A 19,997-nucleotide genomic window follows, 5' to 3' on the forward strand; every position below is an offset into this window, starting at 1 on the left:
TCAACATAAATATATCCGAGGCACATGACAGACCGTTAACGCAATCGTGCAGGTGCGGTATCATCATCAGCATCACGAACCCCAAGGCGGCGCTTTTCTTTGGGTCGGTGTGACAGCGTTTATTCCCTCTGCGGCATCCAACTGGTTTTTGGCCATGGTCGTCGTGACCTGTGGATTTCTCGCTGTGATCTTACATTCGATCACTGCGACGCTATTTTCCACCAACGTCATAATTCAAATGTTCCAACGATTTCAACCGGCGACATTTTGCCCTCGGCGTCATCTTCATCGGGTTGGGCGGATCGATCGCCTATGCTGCGCTGCGACGAAGATCCTAGGTATAGTCTCACTTGGGATCTTCTCAGGAGTGCGGGACGTGTCAAAGCTTAGGCGATTACGCGCGTTCTGAAAGAATTTTTTTGACCTGGTTGTCCGGCCTCTGGACTGTTGAAATCAGTGCAAAAGACTGAGGGGCCGTGGAATTTAGAAGTGCCAGTGCCAAGAAATTATTCGAAGGAGTGGCGAAGAGCCTCGGTCGAGTATTAATCGTACGAGTCAAACTATGATCATGAACGACGGAAAGCCGATACTTTTCGGGTAACATTCAGATCATCGCAAAAATTTAATAGTGCATCGTTCCGCATTAAAACCGAAATTGGCTTGAAAGACGAGACGCCGGGGCTTTCTAAAAGAACGCAGAATGGCTTATCGGGCGTTACATCTAGATTAGAAATGTCTCCCTGTATCCTGCCTTGAGCTATCATTGTAGTCGGCACCAAGCACCTTGTGGAGCAATAACAATGGCTGAGATCAAACTCGAAGAGATATCGTTGGAAGACATCAAGAGGTTTGAGTAACAGGTCGCGAAGGGATCCAAATCGATTGGAGAAAGAAGTTCGTGCCGCAACGGAATTAGCCGCGCGCGAGATGGGATCCAGTTTTTCAGAGCTGACATCTGGCACTAAAAGCACGAAAGGCTTACCGAAGTATCGACACCCCCCCTGCGCTGACTTGGTCGGGGCGCTGCCTTGGCCCGCCTGGGTCATCACGGCTCTCGAACAATGCAAGACCGAGGACAACCTACTGACTAATAGTCCGCTATGTCTGTGTTCCTGTTCCGCAGGAAGAAAGCTTGAGCTTACGATGATCTGGCGCCGCATGGTTTCACGCTCAAACTGTGGACTTCGAGTACGACGGTGGTGTTGATTGGCCTGGATGGTCAAGAATTTCTGCGACACAGGAGACACGATTTTTCTTGAATGCACAACGCTAAAGGCAATCGACCGAACAAGCTAGACAATTCTCATATCGAGAAGCGCCATTGCAACTACAACACCGACCAGAAACTTGTCGCTCCAGTTTTAGAGTTTTCAAAGATTATCATTTGCTGTCGAGCGACCGCCGAGAGTTCAAAATATCGCTACGAGTCCTCCACCGAGGGCAATCGAGATCAAGTTGATAAATGTCGTCAGCGATATTCCATGCCGGCTGGGGCAGGCAAACTCCTTGTGCGCCCTCTACCAATGCATAATGCTCGAGTGCCCACATTGTCCGCACTGCTGCCGCCGAGCATAACCAGTTTGAAACTCCAAGCCAGACTGTGTGGCTGTTCTGCAGTTGATCAGCTCTCACTCACCTGCACGCACCAGTTCCTGGCGTAACGATGGTGTCGTTGCGCCAAGAACCTGCAACGTCCTCAGAAGACGAAACTGCTGTCGTCGAAGCTTGTAATATAGCTCGCATCGTAACCATCGATCCGGGTTGTTTCAGACCCGAATGTGAGCAGCAGATCGCCTTGAGGGGTACCTAGACCGCTCGTGCGTTCAACGATTGTCAGATCGGCTACGGACGACGCGCCCCAGGCCGACAAGTCGATGATGTCCGTACCGAGCTCGAAGTCCAAGATGCGGTCCATCGTGCCGTCGAGCGTGAAGACGAAGGTGTCGGCGCCTTGGCCCCCAGACATCCGCTCCGATCCGCTGCTGTCCTGAAGAACGTCATCGCCGTTTTCCCCGAACGCCCAGACCCCCGCACCCACTACGATCGTATCGCCGAAGTCGGTGCCGTAGAGACGCTCGATGCTCGCAAAGGTATCGCCAGCCGCAATGCCAGTGCCGTTGGACCCATCCAGCATATCGATGGTCAGTCCAACGGTAGACGCCCGGTAGACCACCATGTCCCGGTCGGCTCCGCCATCGTAGGCATCCGACCCTCCTCCGGCGTAAAGTTGATCACGCCCCGCTCCGCCTTCGACCGTATCGTCGCCGGCACCGTCATAGATACTATCTGCGCCATCCATGCCCTGGATCAGCTGGCCATTGTCCGAGATCATGTCGCCGTCCTCATCCATGAAGGAGACATTGATGATATCGTTACCAGATGTTCCTTTGACGACGCCATTCCCGGTTGCCGGAGGTCCGTCCGCAAAGATGAAGTCGGTCGCACCAAATGAGGCGATATCGGCATCGGAAAACCCGTCGAGACGCACGCTTTCGGACCCGAATTCAAGTGTGACATCACCTGTCGGGTTGCCTTGACCGTTTACGCGCTCGGTCAAAGTCAACTGATCAAAAAATGTCACACCCCAGGCGCTGATATCGATCAGGTCGATGCCGAGTTGGAAGTCCGAGACGCGATCCTGGACGCCATCTCCCGCGACGAAGCGGAACGTATCGGCACCGCTTCCCCCAGTCAGTCTTTGGGTACCCGCGCTGTCCTGTAGGATGTCGTTTCCCGCATTCCCGTATGCACGCAGACCGGCATCGACGACGATCGTATCGTCATACGCAGTGCCGTGAAGCCGCTCGATACTGATGAATGTGTCGCCAGCCGCGATGCCGGTACTGTTCAGTGCATCCAGCATGTCGATAGTCAGGCCGATGTTAGAGCGTGAGTAGGACACGACATCCTGGGTACCTTCGCCGCCATCGAGGATATCAGAGCCATCACCAGCGTAGAAGAAGTCGTTACCATCTCCGCCGAAGACGATATCATCGCCTGCGCCGTCATAGATCGAATCGTTTCCGCCTTCGCCATATATTACCTGTCCTTGCTGGGTAACTACCGAGCCTTGCTCATCGATATAATTGCTATCGATGACATCGCTTGCGGAGGTTCCGAAAAGATTCCAAAAAGCTGACTCTGTGGCCGAATTTGTACCTGCGTACCCGAAAAAAACGGTTCCATCGCCGGTGCCGCCCACTGCAAAAGAACCTACTTGGGGGACAGTAAGACCATCAAGAAATTCGCTATAAGAAAACGAACTACTCGACTCTATTGAGACCGAAGGAATCTCAGTGAACAAAATCCCGCTATTTGATATAGATGCCCCCGCAAAAAACCACTCCCCTAGCTGTCCAGGATGCGGAACACTCGGAAATATGGAGCCGGAGGGATAAAATTGACCCTGTGCGTAAAATCCAGTCCAAACGTGAGTATCTAAATTCGTATCAGGCGTCCTGAAGGCTTCGAAAAACATATCTGAATTCTGGGGGGTATAGCCCGCGGGCCAGTCATCGGTCGCACCGTCAAGCGGGTTACCATCACCATCGAGTGATAAATCAAGTGTCAAGAGACCCGGGATGGCAGCTGGAGCAACAGCAGTTTCGACACCATCCATAAAAGTAATATCAAATGTGTCGACATGATCTCTACCATTTACTCCTTTGAAGACGACGCCTGGGTAAGTAACGTACTCAATAGTTTCTTCCCCGTCTATCCAGGTATATTCCTCTGCAGGCAATCCTACAGAGTATACCTGTGGCGAGATTATTATGTCATATCCATTAATCTGGTACTTATCCGAAGCCTCAGGATTGAGGATCAAGACGTCAATCGAGGAGAGATCAAAACCGAGAGATGACGGATCGAAGAGATGAAAATTATCCTCCGAAAGGTTCGTCACACTTACACCAAGAATACCGAGAGGCAGATCACCACCCGGACCAAAAACCTCTCGGTTGTCGGAGATACTTATCGTATCTTCTTCTAGTCCGCCCCAAACTACAACGGGATCCGTCTCGCCACCATTGATACTAATATTCAGAGTATCAGCACTATCCCCTCCGGCCAGATAGACTACTGGACCACCTTGAGTAGTCGCCGCGGAAAGCACATCAGAGCCCGAGCCGCCAATTACAACCTCAACACCGGTGCCTTCGGCATCAAAAGTAACGCCCGAATCATCGTCAATGAAAACGATATCGCGACCTTCCCCGCCGAATATCTCGGTGTCGCTTCCATCAATTATAAGGATGTCGTTTCCGCTTCCGCCAGAAAGCTCATCCGATCCTCCGGCTCCAACGAGTATATTGCCTAAGGCGTCCCCGGATAGGACGTCGTCAAAGTTACTGCCGACTGCATTCTCGAATTCGTTAATTACTACAGCAACGGATCGCACCCCATGAGGGTCCGCGTAGACGGTTTGCGACACCAAGTCTATATCCGCACCGGCATTCCCGCTTAGCGTGCTTATTGTATCGCCAAACCGATCACTCCCTGCTCCATCAATCGCTGTTTGACTGAGCGAAACGAGGTCGAACACATGAAATAAATCATCGAAGTCTGTGGCGGTTATAAGCTCGATATCAATTAGTAGATCGTGCCCGCCGTCGGTAGAGAACACCTCAACAAGATTCTCAGAGCCCACTGTCTGAGCAATATCAGAACCGCCTAATCCGCCGATTGTGCCGACAATACCGATTTTTCGAACTACGCCTGCTTCTTCTGAATAGTCTACCGCATCAAAATCCGCACCCCCATTCAGGATGTCATTGCCCTGACCGCCAGACAGAATGTCGTTACCACCATTTCCTACGATTGTGTCGTCGCCGGCCATGCCATGTATAATGTCGTCACCCGGACCAGTTTGAATGAAATTTTCTTCATTTGATAACTCTAGGTTAATATCCCATTCGATACTTCCACCAAAGCCGTATCCATCCGTCAGCAGATTACGATCCGCGCCCGGGAAGGGGTCATACGCCTCCGGAAATATGAAAAAAAATGGCGCAGCAAGTAAGCCAACAGGAAGCGTATCCCCAACGTATGTTCCAGTAATTTCATCCGTTCTAAGGTTATCAATCGCCGAAAAAAGATCAGCGCCAACCATCCAGAGGAGTGTCGCGACGTATGAATTACTATTCTGGCCGATACCATAGGTATATGCTGGATCATTTTCGCGAAACTGTGCATGTATCAAGCCAAGAGTATCCCACAATGAGTCTGTGGACACACCCGGAACAGTGACTGTTGTTTCGCTCCAGTTCTCTGAGTCGAATTCTGGAACCGCGCCACCGGATCCCACTACCGACTGAACCTCTTCGAAAAGGAATTGTCTAAAGATCCATTGTCTGAAATTGAATTCATATGACTGTACTTCAATCTCGAACCTGTCACTTCCGGAACCGGGTTGTAAGATCTGCAAATGGCCCCAATGTCCCGCAGCCGCTGGACCAGTGATATAGTTCGCGCCAATCGTGATGGTACCCATTACTAGTGATCCCTATTTTGAGATTTTCGAAAATGACGCGCTTACTATCGCCATTTCACGATTATACTTTACACCAATTCTATAAGCATTCACGACAAGGTTGGCCACTTTTCGCTGCAAGAACCCACTTGGATATCCAGTTTGTGAATAAAGATATTCTGGCTCCGCCAGGCCATTGGCGGCGAACGGCGTCTTGCCATCAGGATCACTGATCGTCCTAATCGATGAAAATCCCGACCAAGCCATCCATGCGGCGGCCATCTTTATATCGTCAAAACGAGAGAATACCCGAAATACGCATACTTCTTCTTCATGGATCAACGTAAAATTGGACCAATCAAAGGAAAGCAACGAAACAGGTCCCGCATCATCTGCGTAGATCAGGCACGATAAGGCAGTTGGGCGCTTACTCAGAGCCGACTCAAATTCTCTCCACCGGGGCCGCTCCTCGTCCATTATTCTCCCGGCGAACATAAACGGGCGCTCTTCAACGGCACTGAGATCTGCAATAGATACCTCGAAAGCCGACCTCGGAAACTCACGCTCAAGCTCTTCCGCATCTTCCGCGGCACTCAGGACTGCAGGTAACGTAACGAATACGCAGACGCCTATGGCGGTGCGCAGCAATGAATAGAGTTTCGCCAAGGACAAGATCATCTGTTCACTCCATCACTTTCGGAGACGCCCGGATGGCCCGTCGCTCCTGTCTTTTTAGACAGCTTGACATGATAACAGCCGAACTTTTGCGTCGCCGCAACAAGTAATTTGTCCGTTACACCAAACGTCGCCTGCTCACGAACGCCGAAAAAGACCGAATTTGCCGCGCCGACGACAGACGGTGGATCATTGACTAAGTCCTGGATCACGGTAGATCTCGATCCTTCACGACCTCTTGTCCTTGTTTTTGCCCGCGTTCAGCGCTTATCTCCAACCGGTAGCGCGGCTTATCCCGTAAATCGTCCAGCGGTTCCCTGACCTTCCGGTGCTCATCACCCTCGGACGGCTTCCGCACGTCGCGGTCGTGCGCGGGGACTTGTATAGTAATCGTCGCTCCTTCCTGACGCTGCCGGGAAAGAGCGGTGAGCCATGCCCCACCGGGAACCTTTCAAAACCAGAGATTTCCAGCGATCATGATGCTTTATACTGTTCGCATGCACCTGAGATATCAGCTTTCCTACCGGGATATGGCGGATCTGCTGATCGAACGGCACGTGACGGTCGATCGGTCGACAGTCTGTCGGTGAGTGCAGGAATTTGGGCCTGGATTTGCATATCGCATCGAAAAGCGTCGGCGGAAGGTGGCGATTCCTATGGCGTGCGATTGATCGGCACGGACAGATGATCGAGTCCAGACTGACGGCCCGAAGCAAAGCGACCGACGCGAAAACCTTTCTGCGCAAGGCGATCGGAAAGGTCAGGCTCCATCGCCCGATCATGATATGCACTGATTGGGCGCCGATGCATTGCAAGGTCATCCAAGGTGAAAACCGTCGCTATGATTCCCAGTTCGACGCATCACCCACACCGATTAGAAATAGCGAGACGGCCGCACTGAGAGAGATGACGCGGCGCAGAGGCGGCCGTTCGGACATCACCAGATTTTTCAAAGCCGTCGATCTGCGAAGTCAACATTCTGCGGCATAGAAGCCGTTCGGACGATCAAGAACAGACATTTCGACGACTTGGGCCTGGGTGTTCAGCGCGAGATCGAATTCGTCCACAAACTTTTCGGCCTGGCAGCCTGCAGCCACGCCATGATCCGCACCAAACACGCCGCCATAACCAGTGCGACTATCCCACAATATAGCTTCTCAATCACAGTCGCCATTAAGCCGGTATCGCATCGTGAGGCTAGGTTGATATGGCAAAGTTTGATCCAGGAAAACCATCCCTCGGCGAGCTGAATAAGCTCCAGAGAGAGGTGAGGAAGGCGATCGACACGTATTAGACGCGTCAGCGCCAGGATGCAGTCGCATCTGTTGAAGCCAAAGCCAAGAAGATAGGTTATTCGTTGTCTGAGTTGACCGGGAGTCGGAAAATTGCCGACGCGGTAGGCACTCCCACGGGGTGAGCCCGTCGAGGCTCGTGTGGGGGCGGTGATGGTTGTAGTCGTCGTGCCAGGTGGCGATCAGGCTTCGCGCACATGTCGGGCGACGCGCACTAGAGGTCATGACGATGGTGGTTAGTGCTGTCTCAACCCGCCTGTGAGGGCTGCTCGGCGATCAGGAAATCCTCTAGGAACTTGCCATCATCAAGCCCATCCTCAATTTAGGCTGGCCGACGCCCCTTCTGCTCCAAGTCTTTGAGGGGCTCTCTGGATGCGATACTTGGGTGTATCACCAACGGTCAAGACAGGACCAAACACGGAACGGACCCTCTCTTTGATCAAAAAAAATTCAGGGGAGCAGGTCAATTACACTACGCACTGAACGGATGAAAGGATGTTGAGATCTCCACTCACCGCAGCTCATTCAGATCGATCAACGATGCAAAATGGCGGAGGGAGCGGGACCGGGATCCAACGTTCTCCAAGTCTGACCCGTCGGCCGCAGTACCCGCACTATCCAGAAAAATTACGTGTGGACAGAGACTTACCCAAAATCCTCCTTGAAGCGATCCATCTGATGCATCCGCTCGTGAAGGATCGTGACGATACCGATGTCGCCATTTGAGAGCCGTCGCCAGTACACGAAATGCCGCTCGTAGCGGAAGAAGTAGCCTTCCACTCCGAACTCGGCCGGCACGGGCCTCGACATGACGCCGCGTGCCTCGATCTGCTCGAAGGTGGCGAACAGACCGGTGATGTAGATCTCGGCTTGCGCCTCGCCCCAGCGGTCGCGGGTGTATCGGTAGATCTCGTCGAGGCGCAGTGAGGCCGCCTCCTGGACCCGGATCGCCATGGGCTCAGTTCCGGTTCCGGGCGATCACGTCAGCAGCGGTCAGCGGCTTGTAGCTGTCTTCGGGCGCGGCGAAGGCGCGGTTCAGTTCAGCCTTCAATCGGTCGAATGCCTCGCGCTCCGCACGCTCCTTGTCGCGACGGATCAGGTCGCGGATATACTCGCTCACGTTCTCATAAGCGCCGTCCTCACCGACATTGGTCGCAACGAACTCGCTCAGGGCGCCGCTCACGCGGACGGTCATTGTGGTGGTGCGAGGCATGGCGCTCTCCCTGATCGGTGTGTATTCAAGATAACCAAAATCGAACACGACACAAGGGTAGCGAGGCCGCGCGACACGACTCCCTATCGGCGCTACTGGTCCTCGGCCTCCTCCACAATCAACCGGTCTGCCAGCGCGAGCAGCGCGATCAGCAGGGCATCGGAATGACGCGCGAGCGACACGAGGTGATCGCCGCTCGGCCCCCGCTCGCCCGCGAACCAGTATTTCACGGTTCGCTCGCTGGCGCCCGTCCACCGCATGGCGGACTTGATCGCCCGGTGGGTCGATCCGAGCTCGGCGTGCAATGCCATGGCCATGGCGGCGCGATAGTCGCCGGGGATCTCTTCGAGGTGCACAACTGTGCCCATCTTCGGAACAACTGTGCCCATCTTCACGCGCATCTTCATGTTTCTCTCCGCTAAATCTTTGGAGAGCCAAGAAAACGGCAGAATCCATCTGTTCCCGCGGCGGTCCTGTTTGGCCGCCGGTCGGAACGGACCATTCACTTGAAGGGGGCGGATATGACCTGCGAAACGGGACCGCAGATTATCGAGCGCGTGGACGGCCGCGCGCTGCAGGCGATCCGCCAATGCGCCGGGACCGGAAAGGAATTGCCCTTTTCCGGAAACGACTTTCCGGCGCTCGCATGCTCAAATGATCGCGGCAGCATGCACAACGGTCCGGACCGTCCCGACCGGATTGCTGCGACGTGAACCGGAGCCGGGCAGATGCGAGGGCGTGAGGCAAACAGGGAGGCTGGCGGCAGCCAATCAGAGCCCGACGTGCCCGCCGTCGCATACGTCCGGATGTCGACCGATCACCAGAAGTATTCGACCGAGAACCAGTTGGATGTCATCCGCAGCTATGCCGCCGCCCGCGGCCTGCAGATCCTGCGCATTTTCGAGGACTCTGGGCGCTCCGGACTCCGCCTCGATGGTCGCGAGGCGCTACAGAACCTGATGGGCGAAGTTCAATCAGGCCTGGCCGACTTCAAGGCCATCCTCGTCTACGACGTCAGCCGCTGAGGCAGGTTTCAGGATGCCGACGAAGGCGCGTACCACGAGCATGTATGTTCCCGTGCCGGCATCCAGGTCCACTACTGCGGCGAGCAGTTCGAGAACGACGGCAGCATCGGCTCGAACCTCCTGAAGACCGTGAAGCGCGTGATGGCCGGCGAGTACAGCCGGGAGCTGTCGGTGAAGGTCTTCGCCGGGCAATGCCGTCTCGTCGAGCTGGGCTATCGCCAAGGCGGCGCGGCTGGCTATGGGCTGCGGCGGGTGCTGATCGACGAGCAAGGCCATCCGAAGGGCGAGCTGTCTCGTGGTGAACAGAAGAGCCTGCAGACCGATCGCGTGATCCTGGTGCCCGGCCCCGAGGAGGAGCAGCGGGTCGTTCAGCGCATGTACGGGATGTTCGTCAATGAGGGGCGCTTAGAGCGCGAGATCGCGGAGACCCTGAACGCGGAGGGCCACCGCACCGATCTCGACCGCCCCTGGACACGTGCGACCGTCCATCAGGTGCTGACAAACGAAAAATACATCGGGAACAATGTCTTCGCGAAGGTGTCCTTCAAGCTGAAGCAACGCCGCGTGGTGAACCCGCGCGAAATGTGGATCCGCGCGGAGGGCGCCTATCCCGCCATCGTCGATCAGGCGCTCTTCCTGCGTGCGCGAGAGATCGTGGATGCCCGCAGCCGCCATTTCTCGGACGAGGAACTGCTCGACGCGCTGCGCGCGATCCTCCAGCGACAGGGCATGCTGTCGGGCCTGATCATCGACGAGGAGGACGACCTGCCATCCTCCAGCGCCTATCGCAGCCGCTTTGGCAGCCTTCTGCGCGCCTACCGGCTGATCGGCTACGAGCCGGATCGCGACTACAGCTACATCGAGGTGAACCGGGCGCTGCGGCAGGCGCATCCGCAAATCGTGGCCGAGATCATCGCCGGGGTCACGCTGCACGGCGGGCGGGCTGTGCAGGACCCGGATACTGACCTCGTTCGCATCAACGACGAGTTTTCCGTGTCCATCGTGTTGGCCCGCTGCACGGCGACGGCGGCCGGGTCGCTGCGCTGGCGTATCCGCCTCGACACTGGCCTCGTGCCGGACATCACGATCGCCGTGCGCATGGACGAGGTGAACGAGGCGCCGCGCGACTATTACGTGCTTCCCAGCATCGACATGACCTTCGGGAAACTGAAATTCGCCGAGCAGAACGGGCTCGCGCTCGATGCGTACCGGTTCGACACGCTCGAATTCTTCTACGCGCTCGCCTCGCGGGCCAGGATCGCGGAGGTGGCGTGATGCCCGACGACATGGAGCCGACCAGCCAGAAGCAGGTGACCTTGATTCCGACCCATAGGATCCGGGTCCTAAATCCCCGCGTCCGCAACCGGCGCACTTTCGAGGCGATGGTGGACAACATCGCCCGCATCGGCCTGAAGCGGCCGATCACCGCGGCGCCGCGTGCCGGGACCGACCCGCAGGAATACGACCTCGTCTGCGGTCAGGGCCGCCTCGAGGCCTTCATCGAACTGAAGCAGGACCGCATCCCCGCCATCGTGATCGACGCTGACGAGAGCGATTGCCTCGTGATGAGTCTCGTGGAGAACTGCGCGCGGAGGCAGCACAACCCCATCGACCTGATGCGCGAGATCGGCGCTCTCCGCGAGCGCGGCTACAACGACCGCCAGATCGGGGAGAAGATCGGCGTGTCCACTGAATATGTGAACATGATCGCCGGCCTGTTGGAGAAAGGTGAGGAGCGCCTGGTCTCGGCCGTGGAGACCGGCGTGCTCCCGCTGAACCTCGCCATCCAGATCTCCAAGACAGACGCGAAGGGGGCGCAGAAGGCGCTGATGGACGCCTACACCCAGAACAAGCTTCGGGGACGGAAGCTGGCGCTCGTGCGCCGCCTGATCCAGCAGCGCGAACTGCGCGGCCCGCAGCTCCACAGCAACCAACTGGGACGCAAGCCTCCGAAACGGGCGCTGACGAGCGAGGGCCTTGTCCGGGCGTATCAGCAGGAAGCCACGCGCCAGAAGCTTCTGATCAAGAAGGCCGAGCTCACCCAGAGCCGGCTGATGTTCGTGCGCGAGGCCTTCCGCAAGCTCTGCGCGGACGGCCATTTCATGACCCTGCTCAGGGCGGAGGGGCTTGAGACGATGCCCGCCGATCTCGCGCGGTCCATGACTGAGGGGGCACTCACATGAAACGCGACGCTCGCGACGCGCCGAAGAGCGTCACGCTCGGGTTCGAGGACGACTGCATAACCCTCCCCATCGACGCGATCCTGCCACTGCGCGCCCTCGGCAAGTCCGCAAAATCCAGCCGGAAGTACCGGCAGATCGTGGCCTCCATCGCCCAGATCGGGATCGTCGAGCCGCCCGTCGTCGTCCGAAATCCGGACAAGTCCGCGACCTGGTTGCTGCTGGACGGCCACCTGCGGATCGAGGCGCTGAAGGACGCGGGCAAGAGCGAGGTGGAATGTCTCGTTTCCACCGACGACGAGGCCTTCACCTACAATAGACAGGTCAGCCGCCTCGCCCCGATCCAGGAACACAAGATGATCCGCAAGGCGATCGAGCGCGGCGTCCCCGAAGAGAAGATCGCGCTCGCGCTCGACCTCAACATGAGCAGCATCCGACGCAAGGCGCGCCTGCTGGACGGCATCTGCGAGGAAGCCGTCGCGATCCTGAAAGACAAGCCCTGCACGAATGCCGTGTTCGATGCGCTTCGCAAGATGAAGACCATGCGCCAGATCGAGGCGGCCGAACTGCTGGTCAACGCGAACAACTACTCCGTCGCCTACGTGAACGCGATCCTCGCGGGAACGCCACAGGCCCAACTGGTGGAATCCTCAAAGCCGAAGAAGGTCAAGGGGATCACGCCCGAGGCGATGGCGCGCATGGAACAGGAACTGGCCCGCCTGCAGGAGGGTATCGCCTCGATCCAGGACACCTACGGCCAGGACCACCTGCATCTGACCGTGATCAAGGGCTATGTCGGCAAGCTGCTCGGGAACGCCCGGGTCGTGCGCTACCTGGCGCAGAACCATCCCGAGTTCCTCGGCGAGTTCCAGACGATCACCGAGATCACGCCTGCCGAGGCCGCCGACGCCGAGTAGCCGTTCGCGGCGAATGAAGGGGACCCGGACCCAATAAGCGCGGGGACCGCGGGAGACGCCGGACTGTGGGCCGGATCGAGCGCGGTGGTGGGGATGGCGGCGAACCCGCTCGGAGCCCACCAGGCTGGCTCGAGTTTTCGCCAGCTGCGCGGCCGCGCCAGCGGCTGCGTCTCATTCGGGGCGTGTCGGAGGTCGGGCTACTCCGGCACGCCCTTACGAAGCGAGAGCGTCATCCACCCATTGCAGCAAGAAGGTGTCATCGGTAATCGCCGCATCGCCCTAACAACGACGATGCCGCGAACTCATCATCGCCAGTCAAGAAACGTGTAGACGCCTCGTGATGGCTCGCGCTCGCGGTAAGACCCCTCCGTTCCACCATCGAGATGGTGCCAGCTTTGATCTTGAGTCCTGAACTAAGCCTAGTAGCATGAACCCAATTTTTTCTGTAACTTAGAAGTTGTAGTGGGGCTCAGAGCGATGCGCCAGTTAAGATCAACCGGCGCGCGCAATGCGCTGCAAGTGGAGTCGGCGCTAGGCTGGACTTTTCTGTCCCGCGAGGCACTGTCCCGCGCTAAGGCTCAGATGGACGAAGAGTCCATGGGCGTGCGCGACGAGATTGGCTTTCTAACGATTCATCAGCGTTACGCCGACCGCTTCTTTCCGGGCACATCAGTGCTGCATACCCGAGCCCGCTATATTCTTTTTGTGCCTTGGCTGTTCGAGGATTTGGCAGGTTTGACAGGTCCTGCTGCCATGCGTGCCATGCGCGAACGGGAAAGGGAGCTCGCTGGGCGGCTCAAGGATGCTGGAGAATCCCAAGTGATCGGCGGGCGCGTCTTCCCCCAACCTTCGAGCCAGCCGCCGTCAACGGTGTACTGGAATGCGCTCGCGGTCTGGGGCCTACTGCGTAGGCGCCTTGATGGGCGGACCATTTCCCGGGCGCAGGCGCATCGGCTGCTTAAGAGCGCTGGAACAGCGATGGATGACGACGGCCAACCGCTTGTCAGTTTCGATCCACCATTCGTGCCACTCCCTAAACGACCGGCGAACTGGAGAAGTGGGCATATCTCCCTTCAGCTTACGACTGAAGAAGCAACTTTCCTGCGCGAGCGGCTTGGCCAGTTGCGGAGCAATGGTGGACACGAGGCATCACTGCTCGCGCGATTGGTGCGGACTGAGACTGTGGCACCGGACGGAATGTGGGCCACTGAAACCCGGGAGATCGCCGGCCCCGATAAATCCGCACTTGCGCGCGCTCATCAGGCTGCGCACCTCGCGGGTGTCGGCCGTGCTGTCTACGATGCACTACTGGAACGGATTGTCGAGACCGATGACAAGCGGGAGACTTCGACTCGACATCGCGACCACCTTGCTGCCGTCGTCGAAGATCATGGTTCGCTTGCAGTAAGACTTGATGTAGGTGCTCTCGAGGCGGACATTGGCGCGCTGCCAACGAAATTGCGGGCTGTACTGACAACTACTAAGGATTGGGTGGCCTCGAAATCACAGAACCCCGCCCCACTCTTCGACGTCTATGCTGCGGCTGAGGCCCGAAAGGGCCCACGCGCACGCCTCGCGGTTACACCCCATGGTCGTGCCCGACGGCTCGAATGGTCGAGCGATGAACATGGTCTCGCGGGGCCGCTCCACTACAGGTGGGAGCAGGTCAGCATGCTTCTCAATGATCTTGCGGGCGCCCAATGAGCGGCGCAGTCGAAAACTGGGCGGCGCTCTCGTTTCTAGAGGGTTTACGTCCCGGTCCCGGTGAAAGTGCCGAATTGGCACTGCTGGCGTCCTATTCGGCTGACCTGGGATCAATCGGCGCTACTTTGCTTGCCCTGGCAGGCAAAGACACAGATGCGGGCCGAGGTAGTCCCTCAGATTTCGCTGATGCGGTCGAGCGACTGCGAGGGAAGGCACGGATTGTCATTCAGCGTGGCCGCCTAGCAAAGATGCGTCGGACACCGCGCATCGCAGCAGTGTTGGACCAATTCGTGCGCGAGGTCGATTTCGATGAAGCCACCCATAGCTGGCACCCCAAGGTAGCTCTCGTTCGAACACGCAACACTACCGGAGAGACTGGCTGGCGGCTTTGGATCGGAAGCCGAAATCTCACCGAAAACGTGAACCGCGACATCGGGTTACTGCTTGTCTCAGGCACCAAGGGCGGCGCACTGATCGCTGGTGCGGATGAGATGGCGCGTGCGCTGGCTGAAAGGGCCGAACTGAAGGGGCTGCGCCCGGCCTCGCTCGCGGCGACGATCGCAAAGGTAGCTTGGCGTTCTCCGGCGGGCGTACGGGTTGAGCGCATTCGCTGGTCTGCCGGAACTGGAGATCAGCCCGTTCCAGTCCCGCCGCCGGATGTCGATGAAGTCATTGTGGTAAGTCCCTTTATAGACAAGCAATTTCTTGCTCGTCAGCTCGTGAAGGGTACAAAACAGTCTAGGCGTGTTTTGCTGACTACGGTACGTGAGATTGAGCGGATTGGTCCGTCACTGGCAGCATTCGACGACTTGCTGGCGCTGGATGCACCTGATTATCCCGTGGGTGATCCGGAGCTTGAGTCCCGGTCCGCCGAGTGGCCATCCGATGTCACTTCGACCGAGGATGAGGAAGAAGAGGTCGGACGCGGCCTCCATGCCAAATTGCTGTTCATGCGAACTGGGCGCAAACGCACCCTGTGGCTGGGAAGCGCGAACGCGACCCTCCGGGCCTGGACTGGACGCAACGCTGAAGCCACGGCCGAACTGGTTGTCACCGAGCCGGTCGAAAGAGGGCTAAAGGCGCTGCTGGGGTCAGCCCGTCTGGTCGACGCGCCCAGCGGCGAGCATTTGCCCGACGCAGAGGTTTTGGAAGAGGAAGCGCTCGAACGGGCGCGCGCGCAGGTGGCGGCGCGATGGTCCGCTTCGCTCAGAATTAATGGCGAGGGGATACGTCTCAGCCATCGTTCCGATCTACATCCCGACGGGCCACATCCTGACGAAGCCGACATCCTGCTGGAAGTCGGCGCTCTTCACGGTGACCTTCTGATCTGGCCGCCACGACAAGCCGACGTGCATCTTGGGCATGTCGTTCCATCTGACCGAAGCGAGCTCGTGCGCTTGCGTGTCAGCCGCAAGGACAAAGGTCTCTCATGGCTGCAACGAGCACCGGCGGAGCCGCCGTTTGGGGAGGATCGAGACCGTGCCGCGTTCGTGCGCTTTCTTGGTGCGCGAGGGTTTCTTCTTTGGGTGGCCGGATTGCTCGCAAATGATGATACACAGAGCGACGGCGACTGGACGATTGACGAACCGCGGGAACGGACGAGTGAAGAGGAGAAATCAACATTCGACTCCTCGTTGCCAACTTTAGAAGCGATGTTGGCGGCATGGGCCCGCGATCCGGTAAAGTTCCGCGAGATTGAACGGCGGGTCTCTCAGTATCTGCCTGCGGTGCTCGAACAGGCCGAACAGGAAGATAAGCTAACCGCTGAAATGCTGAGGAGCTTCAAGGAGTTGTGGAGCAAGCTCCGAACTGGGCTGGGCTCCACCGAAGTAAAGGGTAGAAGCCGGTGAGCGCGCCGAAGCCGTTCCAGGAAGCTGCAGTCAATGCGGCGCTCGCGGCCTTTGGAGATCATAATGGGCGTCGGCGATTTCTGGTGGCGGATGAAGTCGGTCTCGGAAAAACAGTGGTAGCGAAGGAATTGGCTCGCCGCATGTCGGAGGATGGCAGGGCGCCCCTGGTCATTTACTATATAGCCAACGGTCATGCGGTTTCGCACCAAAACAAGAGCCGAGTTGTTGACTTCCTCAAGGATTATTCACGTAAAGCCGCTATCGCAACACCAGATCGGCTCTCGCTGATTGCAGTCGCGAGACGGCCGGACAGTCCCGTCCTTGTCTACGCACTGACTCCCGCAACGTCCTTTCCCGGGGGGAGGGTACGTCTGACTGGAGGACGCAAGGAAGAACGAGCATTCCTGAAGGTTTTGCTCGAGCAGAGCTATCCTGCTTTTTCACGCAATCTCGATCCGGACATATTGCAGTTGAGCGCGCGTGGGTCATGGGAGTGGGCCATCAAGGATGCGGAGCACAAGTTCGCGGCGTCGCCGCCCCATTTGCGGAAGAGGTTTCGCGAGGCCCTTGCGGCTGAGTTCGGCGAGCCCGTCCGCACGATGCTCGATCTGGCTGTGTATGGCGACGCGGCCCGAAAAATTAAGCCGCTCAAGCCTACCACCTTCGTCGGCCGCCTCAGGCGCGCCCTTGCACTGGCAACGCTTCGCCATCAGCCGCCCGATTTAGTCATTCTCGATGAATTTCAGCGCTACCGGCAAATTCTTGACGAAAAGGACGCAGACCCGCTTCTTAAGGCTCTTCTGGAACCTGAACATTTGGTTGTCCCGCCGGCAGTCTTGCTGCTTAGCGCTACGCCATATCGGCTATTAAGCACACGATGGGAAGAGGCGCGCGGTGCGCTTGCTCACTCGCAACTTCTAGAACTGATCGAATTTCTTGCCGGCGCCGATGTTCGAGAGCGTGCGAAGGTGCTTTTTGCCGACTTCGGCGACAAGTTACGTGATATTGCGGCGCATGCAGATGCGAGTAGTCCCGAGTTGGCGGCTGAAGTCGCCCAAGCGGCCAGACTAAGAGATGAGCTCCGCGGCCTTCTGACGCCAGTCATGTCGCGCACTGAGCGGGACAGTGTGGCGTCGGCCGATCCACTCGCTGCGACGCAATTTCTCGATGCGGACCCGTTGCCAGAGGATTTTCGGGTCTATCGACATCTAGTCGAGAGCTTTGCAGAGCAGATGCGCTACGAGGCCCTGCCATATTGGTCGTCCGTTCCGATGCCCGCCCAATCGCTTGGTCCACGCTATGCAGCATGGAAGCGCGCCAAATTCAGGGCAGCACCGAAGCTCACTAAGATGACCCGGGAGCGCCGCAACAAACTCAACGCGCCTACGACATGGCCTGACGCGAAGCTTCGCGCTCTGAACAGCGTGGCTTCTCCCAAGGAGCTTTCGCTCCCGTGGGTCGCGCCGTCACTACCTTGGTGGCCACTATCCGGCGGGTGGAACGGTTCGGGAGCCGATCCCAAGCTCCTGATGTTCAGCCGCTTTCGCGCAACGCCCCCTAGCGTGGCGGCGCTTCTGAGCTTTGGCGTCGAGGCGCACTGTCTTCCCAAGAAGCACGGCGGTTACGAGAAGGCTTATAAGCGCCGTCGGTTCAAGTTGGGGGCCGAGCCGGGGCCAGTGATGGCCGCATTCCATCCGTCGCCATGGTTAATCCGGAACACGAACCCGCTTGCGAAAGCCGGAGCGACGCTCGGCGCTGTACGCAAAGAGGTTCGGCGACAAATTCTCGCCGCACTCCCCAAGGGCATCATTGAACGCGACACCGTGAAGGCCCGCAGGCGGCACAGATCGATTGCCCGGATTCTATCGTCGATAGAACGGACAGCAGGTGTTGTCGAACAATCCGCCTCAGGCTGGGGCAGCGCAATCGGTGATGATCGTGCCGCGAAGTCTGCGGTTCGAAAATGGCGCCAGGCGCAGCCGATTGAGCGGCTTTCCCCTGTCGAGCTTTCTGATCTTGTGGACTATGCGATCGGGGCGCCTGGCGTCGCGCTAGGACGGGCATTGCTACGGCATGATGCGTCAATCCTTGATCCGACACGCTATCCCGAGTTGGTCCAGCTCTGTTGGCAGGGATTGCGCGCCTACCTCGACAACCCGGTGATCCTGTCATCGCTGCCGGGGAAGAGCGCAGTCGAGCAAGTCATGGGCGCCGTGGTCGATGGCGGCTTCGAAAGCGTCCTGGACGAGCATTTCTGGTTGCGATCGCAAAATCTCCAAGAGGGCGCAGCTGGTCTCGCCAAGGACCTTCAATCGTCGCTCGGACTACGCGCAGGCACCTTTAGCTTTCATGCAATAGGAGGTGCGCCACATAAGATCCCGGTGCGCTGCCACGTCGCCGTGCCGTTCGGCGACGCCGAGACCCAACCCGCCGTTAAGGTGGACGGCGGCGTGGGGCAAGCCGCTCCTGTCCGACCCGATGAGGTTCGGCGCAGCTTCAACACACCCTTCTGGCCACATGTGCTGGCAACAACATCGGTTGGTCAGGAGGGTCTCGATTTTCATCCCTGGTGCGCGCACGTGGTTCATTGGGATCTTTCGTCAAACCCTCTCGATATCGAACAGCGAGAGGGTCGCATCCAACGCTATGCTGGTTTAGCCGTCAGACGCAGACTGGCGGCAGATTTGCGTGGTGACGTGCTGAAAGATCGTACTGCGGCACACCATTCCCCTTGGCATAGCGTAGAATTTCACGCTGAGCGTCTGGTCGATGCGAGCGGCCTTCGCCCCTGGTGGGTGTACGATGGTGCCGAAATTCGTCGTCACGTCTTCGAGCGCCCGTTTGGACGGGATATCGTCCGCTTCGCCCAACTTCGAGAACAGCGCATGATCTATAGGTTGGCTCTGGGACAGCCCAATCAGGAGGACTTCATCGACGTGCTTTCACGAGGTGGGGCGACTACCCGCGCTCTGCTGCAACCGTTAATTCTTGACCTGTCTGCGATGGGGCTTCGGCAACGGCCTATGCCATGTGGCAATGAGCTAGAATGCTTTTTGTCGTGCAAGAAATGAGCTTGCGATCAGAGCGTGCATGCTCTGGCTTGGTCCCTGATGACGCCGTAGTCGGCGAGCATCTCGACGATGGCGGACATCTCTGGAAGTAACGCGAGTTCCTCAGCCGCGCGCGCTTGGACCTCGTTGGGATACTCGACCACGGGCGGGCAGACCGTGGCAATGGTTGGATCAAAAAGCCCCGTCGCGCAGCCGGTCAGCAAGTTCGTCGCGATCACGAGGGCGGCGAGCCGCCGCTTCCAGCATCCGGCGTTGGACATCATTGGCCTTCTCCGTGGCTTCGAGGCGTTCGACGAGGCGTCCCGCTCGCTCCCCGGAGCGCCGAAGCGCAACTAGGAACAGGAGCGTGGCGAGCGCGATGGCGCCGTAGTGCAGCGCCGACCGCATCCAGGGGTTGGCGGCAATCCCGGTGAGGAGCCCGCCGATCATCGCCGCCCCCGGCGCCAGTCGTCGAGGCGGGCATAGATGGTGACCGCGATGCCACCGAGTGCCACCGCGATGAACACCCAGCGGAGCGTTTCAAGATACGGGACCAGCGGCAGGACGGCGCTTTGCGTCTCCGCTGACCTTCTCCCCGGTATCCGGGCCATTGCGAACTGG

Annotated in this window: 15 protein-coding genes and 2 pseudogenes; 8 read left to right on the top strand and 9 right to left on the bottom strand. The window is 58.0% G+C overall.

The genetic code is table 11. The features are described 5' to 3' along the window. Nucleotides 1-1,696: 1,696 nt before the first annotated feature. The 3 genes from ILP92_RS18750 to ILP92_RS16290 are packed head-to-tail and all read right to left on the bottom strand — an operon-like array spanning nucleotide 1,697 to nucleotide 6,357. Nucleotides 1,697-5,491: a hypothetical protein gene (locus tag ILP92_RS18750; RefSeq protein ID WP_198917481.1), complete on the bottom strand. Its 3,795-nt coding sequence runs from the start codon at nucleotides 5,489-5,491 to the stop codon at nucleotides 1,697-1,699. Between the two features lie 12 nt (nucleotides 5,492-5,503). Beyond that, nucleotides 5,504-6,148 (bottom strand): hypothetical protein, encoded by a 645-nt coding sequence (locus ILP92_RS16285; protein ID WP_198917482.1) that lies wholly within the window; start codon nucleotides 6,146-6,148, stop codon nucleotides 5,504-5,506. Continuing rightward, entirely contained in the window at nucleotides 6,145-6,357 is a 213-nt protein-coding gene (locus tag ILP92_RS16290) for a hypothetical protein (protein ID WP_198917483.1), read from the bottom strand. The genes ILP92_RS16285 and ILP92_RS16290 overlap by 4 nt, the downstream gene beginning before the upstream one ends. Before the next feature lie 472 nt (nucleotides 6,358-6,829). Between ILP92_RS16290 and ILP92_RS18595 the strand changes: the two genes are divergently transcribed. After that, a complete protein-coding gene (locus ILP92_RS18595) occupies nucleotides 6,830-7,135 on the top strand; it encodes a hypothetical protein (RefSeq protein ID WP_235971516.1) in 306 nt (101 codons plus the stop codon). On the opposite strand, the gene ILP92_RS18600 is transcribed toward ILP92_RS18595, so the two are convergent. From ILP92_RS18600 to ILP92_RS16315, 5 genes and pseudogenes are all read right to left on the bottom strand, one after another. After that, nucleotides 7,117-7,293, bottom strand: a complete 177-nt coding sequence (locus ILP92_RS18600) for a hypothetical protein (RefSeq protein WP_235971517.1) — start codon at nucleotides 7,291-7,293, stop codon at nucleotides 7,117-7,119. The two genes, ILP92_RS18595 and ILP92_RS18600, sit on opposite strands and share 19 nt — an antisense overlap. Nucleotides 7,294-7,548: 255 nt before the next feature. Further along, a pseudogene (locus tag ILP92_RS16300) lies at nucleotides 7,549-7,668 on the bottom strand (integrase core domain-containing protein); the annotation flags it as partial. A 414-nt stretch (nucleotides 7,669-8,082) separates the two neighbouring features. Continuing rightward, entirely contained in the window at nucleotides 8,083-8,391 is a 309-nt protein-coding gene (locus ILP92_RS16305; protein ID WP_198917484.1) for a type II toxin-antitoxin system RelE/ParE family toxin, read from the bottom strand. 4 nt (nucleotides 8,392-8,395) lie between these two features. Next, entirely contained in the window at nucleotides 8,396-8,650 is a 255-nt protein-coding gene (locus ILP92_RS16310; RefSeq protein WP_198917485.1) for a ribbon-helix-helix domain-containing protein, read from the bottom strand. 92 nt (nucleotides 8,651-8,742) lie between these two features. Further along, nucleotides 8,743-9,057: an XRE family transcriptional regulator gene (locus ILP92_RS16315; RefSeq protein ID WP_198917486.1), complete on the bottom strand. Its 315-nt coding sequence runs from the start codon at nucleotides 9,055-9,057 to the stop codon at nucleotides 8,743-8,745. Nucleotides 9,058-9,171: 114 nt separating this feature from the next. Here ILP92_RS16315 and ILP92_RS16320 point away from each other — a divergent pair, with 114 nt between their 5' ends. From ILP92_RS16320 to ILP92_RS16350, 7 genes and pseudogenes are all read left to right on the top strand, one after another. Further along, nucleotides 9,172-9,363, top strand: a complete 192-nt coding sequence (locus tag ILP92_RS16320) for a hypothetical protein (protein WP_235971518.1) — start codon at nucleotides 9,172-9,174, stop codon at nucleotides 9,361-9,363. A 15-nt stretch (nucleotides 9,364-9,378) separates the two neighbouring features. Then, a pseudogene (locus ILP92_RS16325) lies at nucleotides 9,379-10,950 on the top strand (recombinase family protein). After that, nucleotides 10,950-11,858, top strand: a complete 909-nt coding sequence (locus tag ILP92_RS16330) for a plasmid partitioning protein RepB C-terminal domain-containing protein (protein ID WP_198917488.1) — start codon at nucleotides 10,950-10,952, stop codon at nucleotides 11,856-11,858. The pseudogene ILP92_RS16325 and the gene ILP92_RS16330 overlap by 1 nt, the downstream one beginning before the upstream one ends. After that, nucleotides 11,855-12,772 carry a plasmid partitioning protein RepB C-terminal domain-containing protein gene (locus tag ILP92_RS16335; protein WP_198917489.1) on the top strand — a complete coding sequence of 306 codons (918 nt, stop codon included), beginning with the start codon at nucleotides 11,855-11,857 and terminating at the stop codon, nucleotides 12,770-12,772. The genes ILP92_RS16330 and ILP92_RS16335 overlap by 4 nt, the downstream gene beginning before the upstream one ends. Before the next feature lie 477 nt (nucleotides 12,773-13,249). After that, nucleotides 13,250-14,476 (top strand): DUF6361 family protein, encoded by a 1,227-nt coding sequence (locus ILP92_RS16340; protein ID WP_268968562.1) that lies wholly within the window; start codon nucleotides 13,250-13,252, stop codon nucleotides 14,474-14,476. Continuing rightward, nucleotides 14,473-16,326, top strand: coding sequence for a phospholipase D family protein (locus ILP92_RS16345; protein ID WP_198917491.1), 1,854 nt, complete (start codon nucleotides 14,473-14,475; stop codon nucleotides 16,324-16,326). Before ILP92_RS16340 ends, ILP92_RS16345 begins: the two co-directional genes overlap by 4 nt. Then, nucleotides 16,323-19,397, top strand: a complete 3,075-nt coding sequence (locus tag ILP92_RS16350) for a helicase-related protein (RefSeq protein ID WP_198917492.1) — start codon at nucleotides 16,323-16,325, stop codon at nucleotides 19,395-19,397. Before ILP92_RS16345 ends, ILP92_RS16350 begins: the two co-directional genes overlap by 4 nt. Before the next feature lie 8 nt (nucleotides 19,398-19,405). Here the strand turns inward: ILP92_RS16350 and ILP92_RS16355 are convergent, their stop codons facing one another. Continuing rightward, a complete protein-coding gene (locus ILP92_RS16355) occupies nucleotides 19,406-19,660 on the bottom strand; it encodes a hypothetical protein (protein ID WP_198917493.1) in 255 nt (84 codons plus the stop codon). Nucleotides 19,661-19,997 lie beyond the last annotated feature (337 nt).

Origin of the sequence: Palleronia pontilimi (genome assembly GCF_016412875.1) — a bacterium.
Classification (GTDB): Bacteria; Pseudomonadota; Alphaproteobacteria; order Rhodobacterales; family Rhodobacteraceae; genus Palleronia; species Palleronia pontilimi.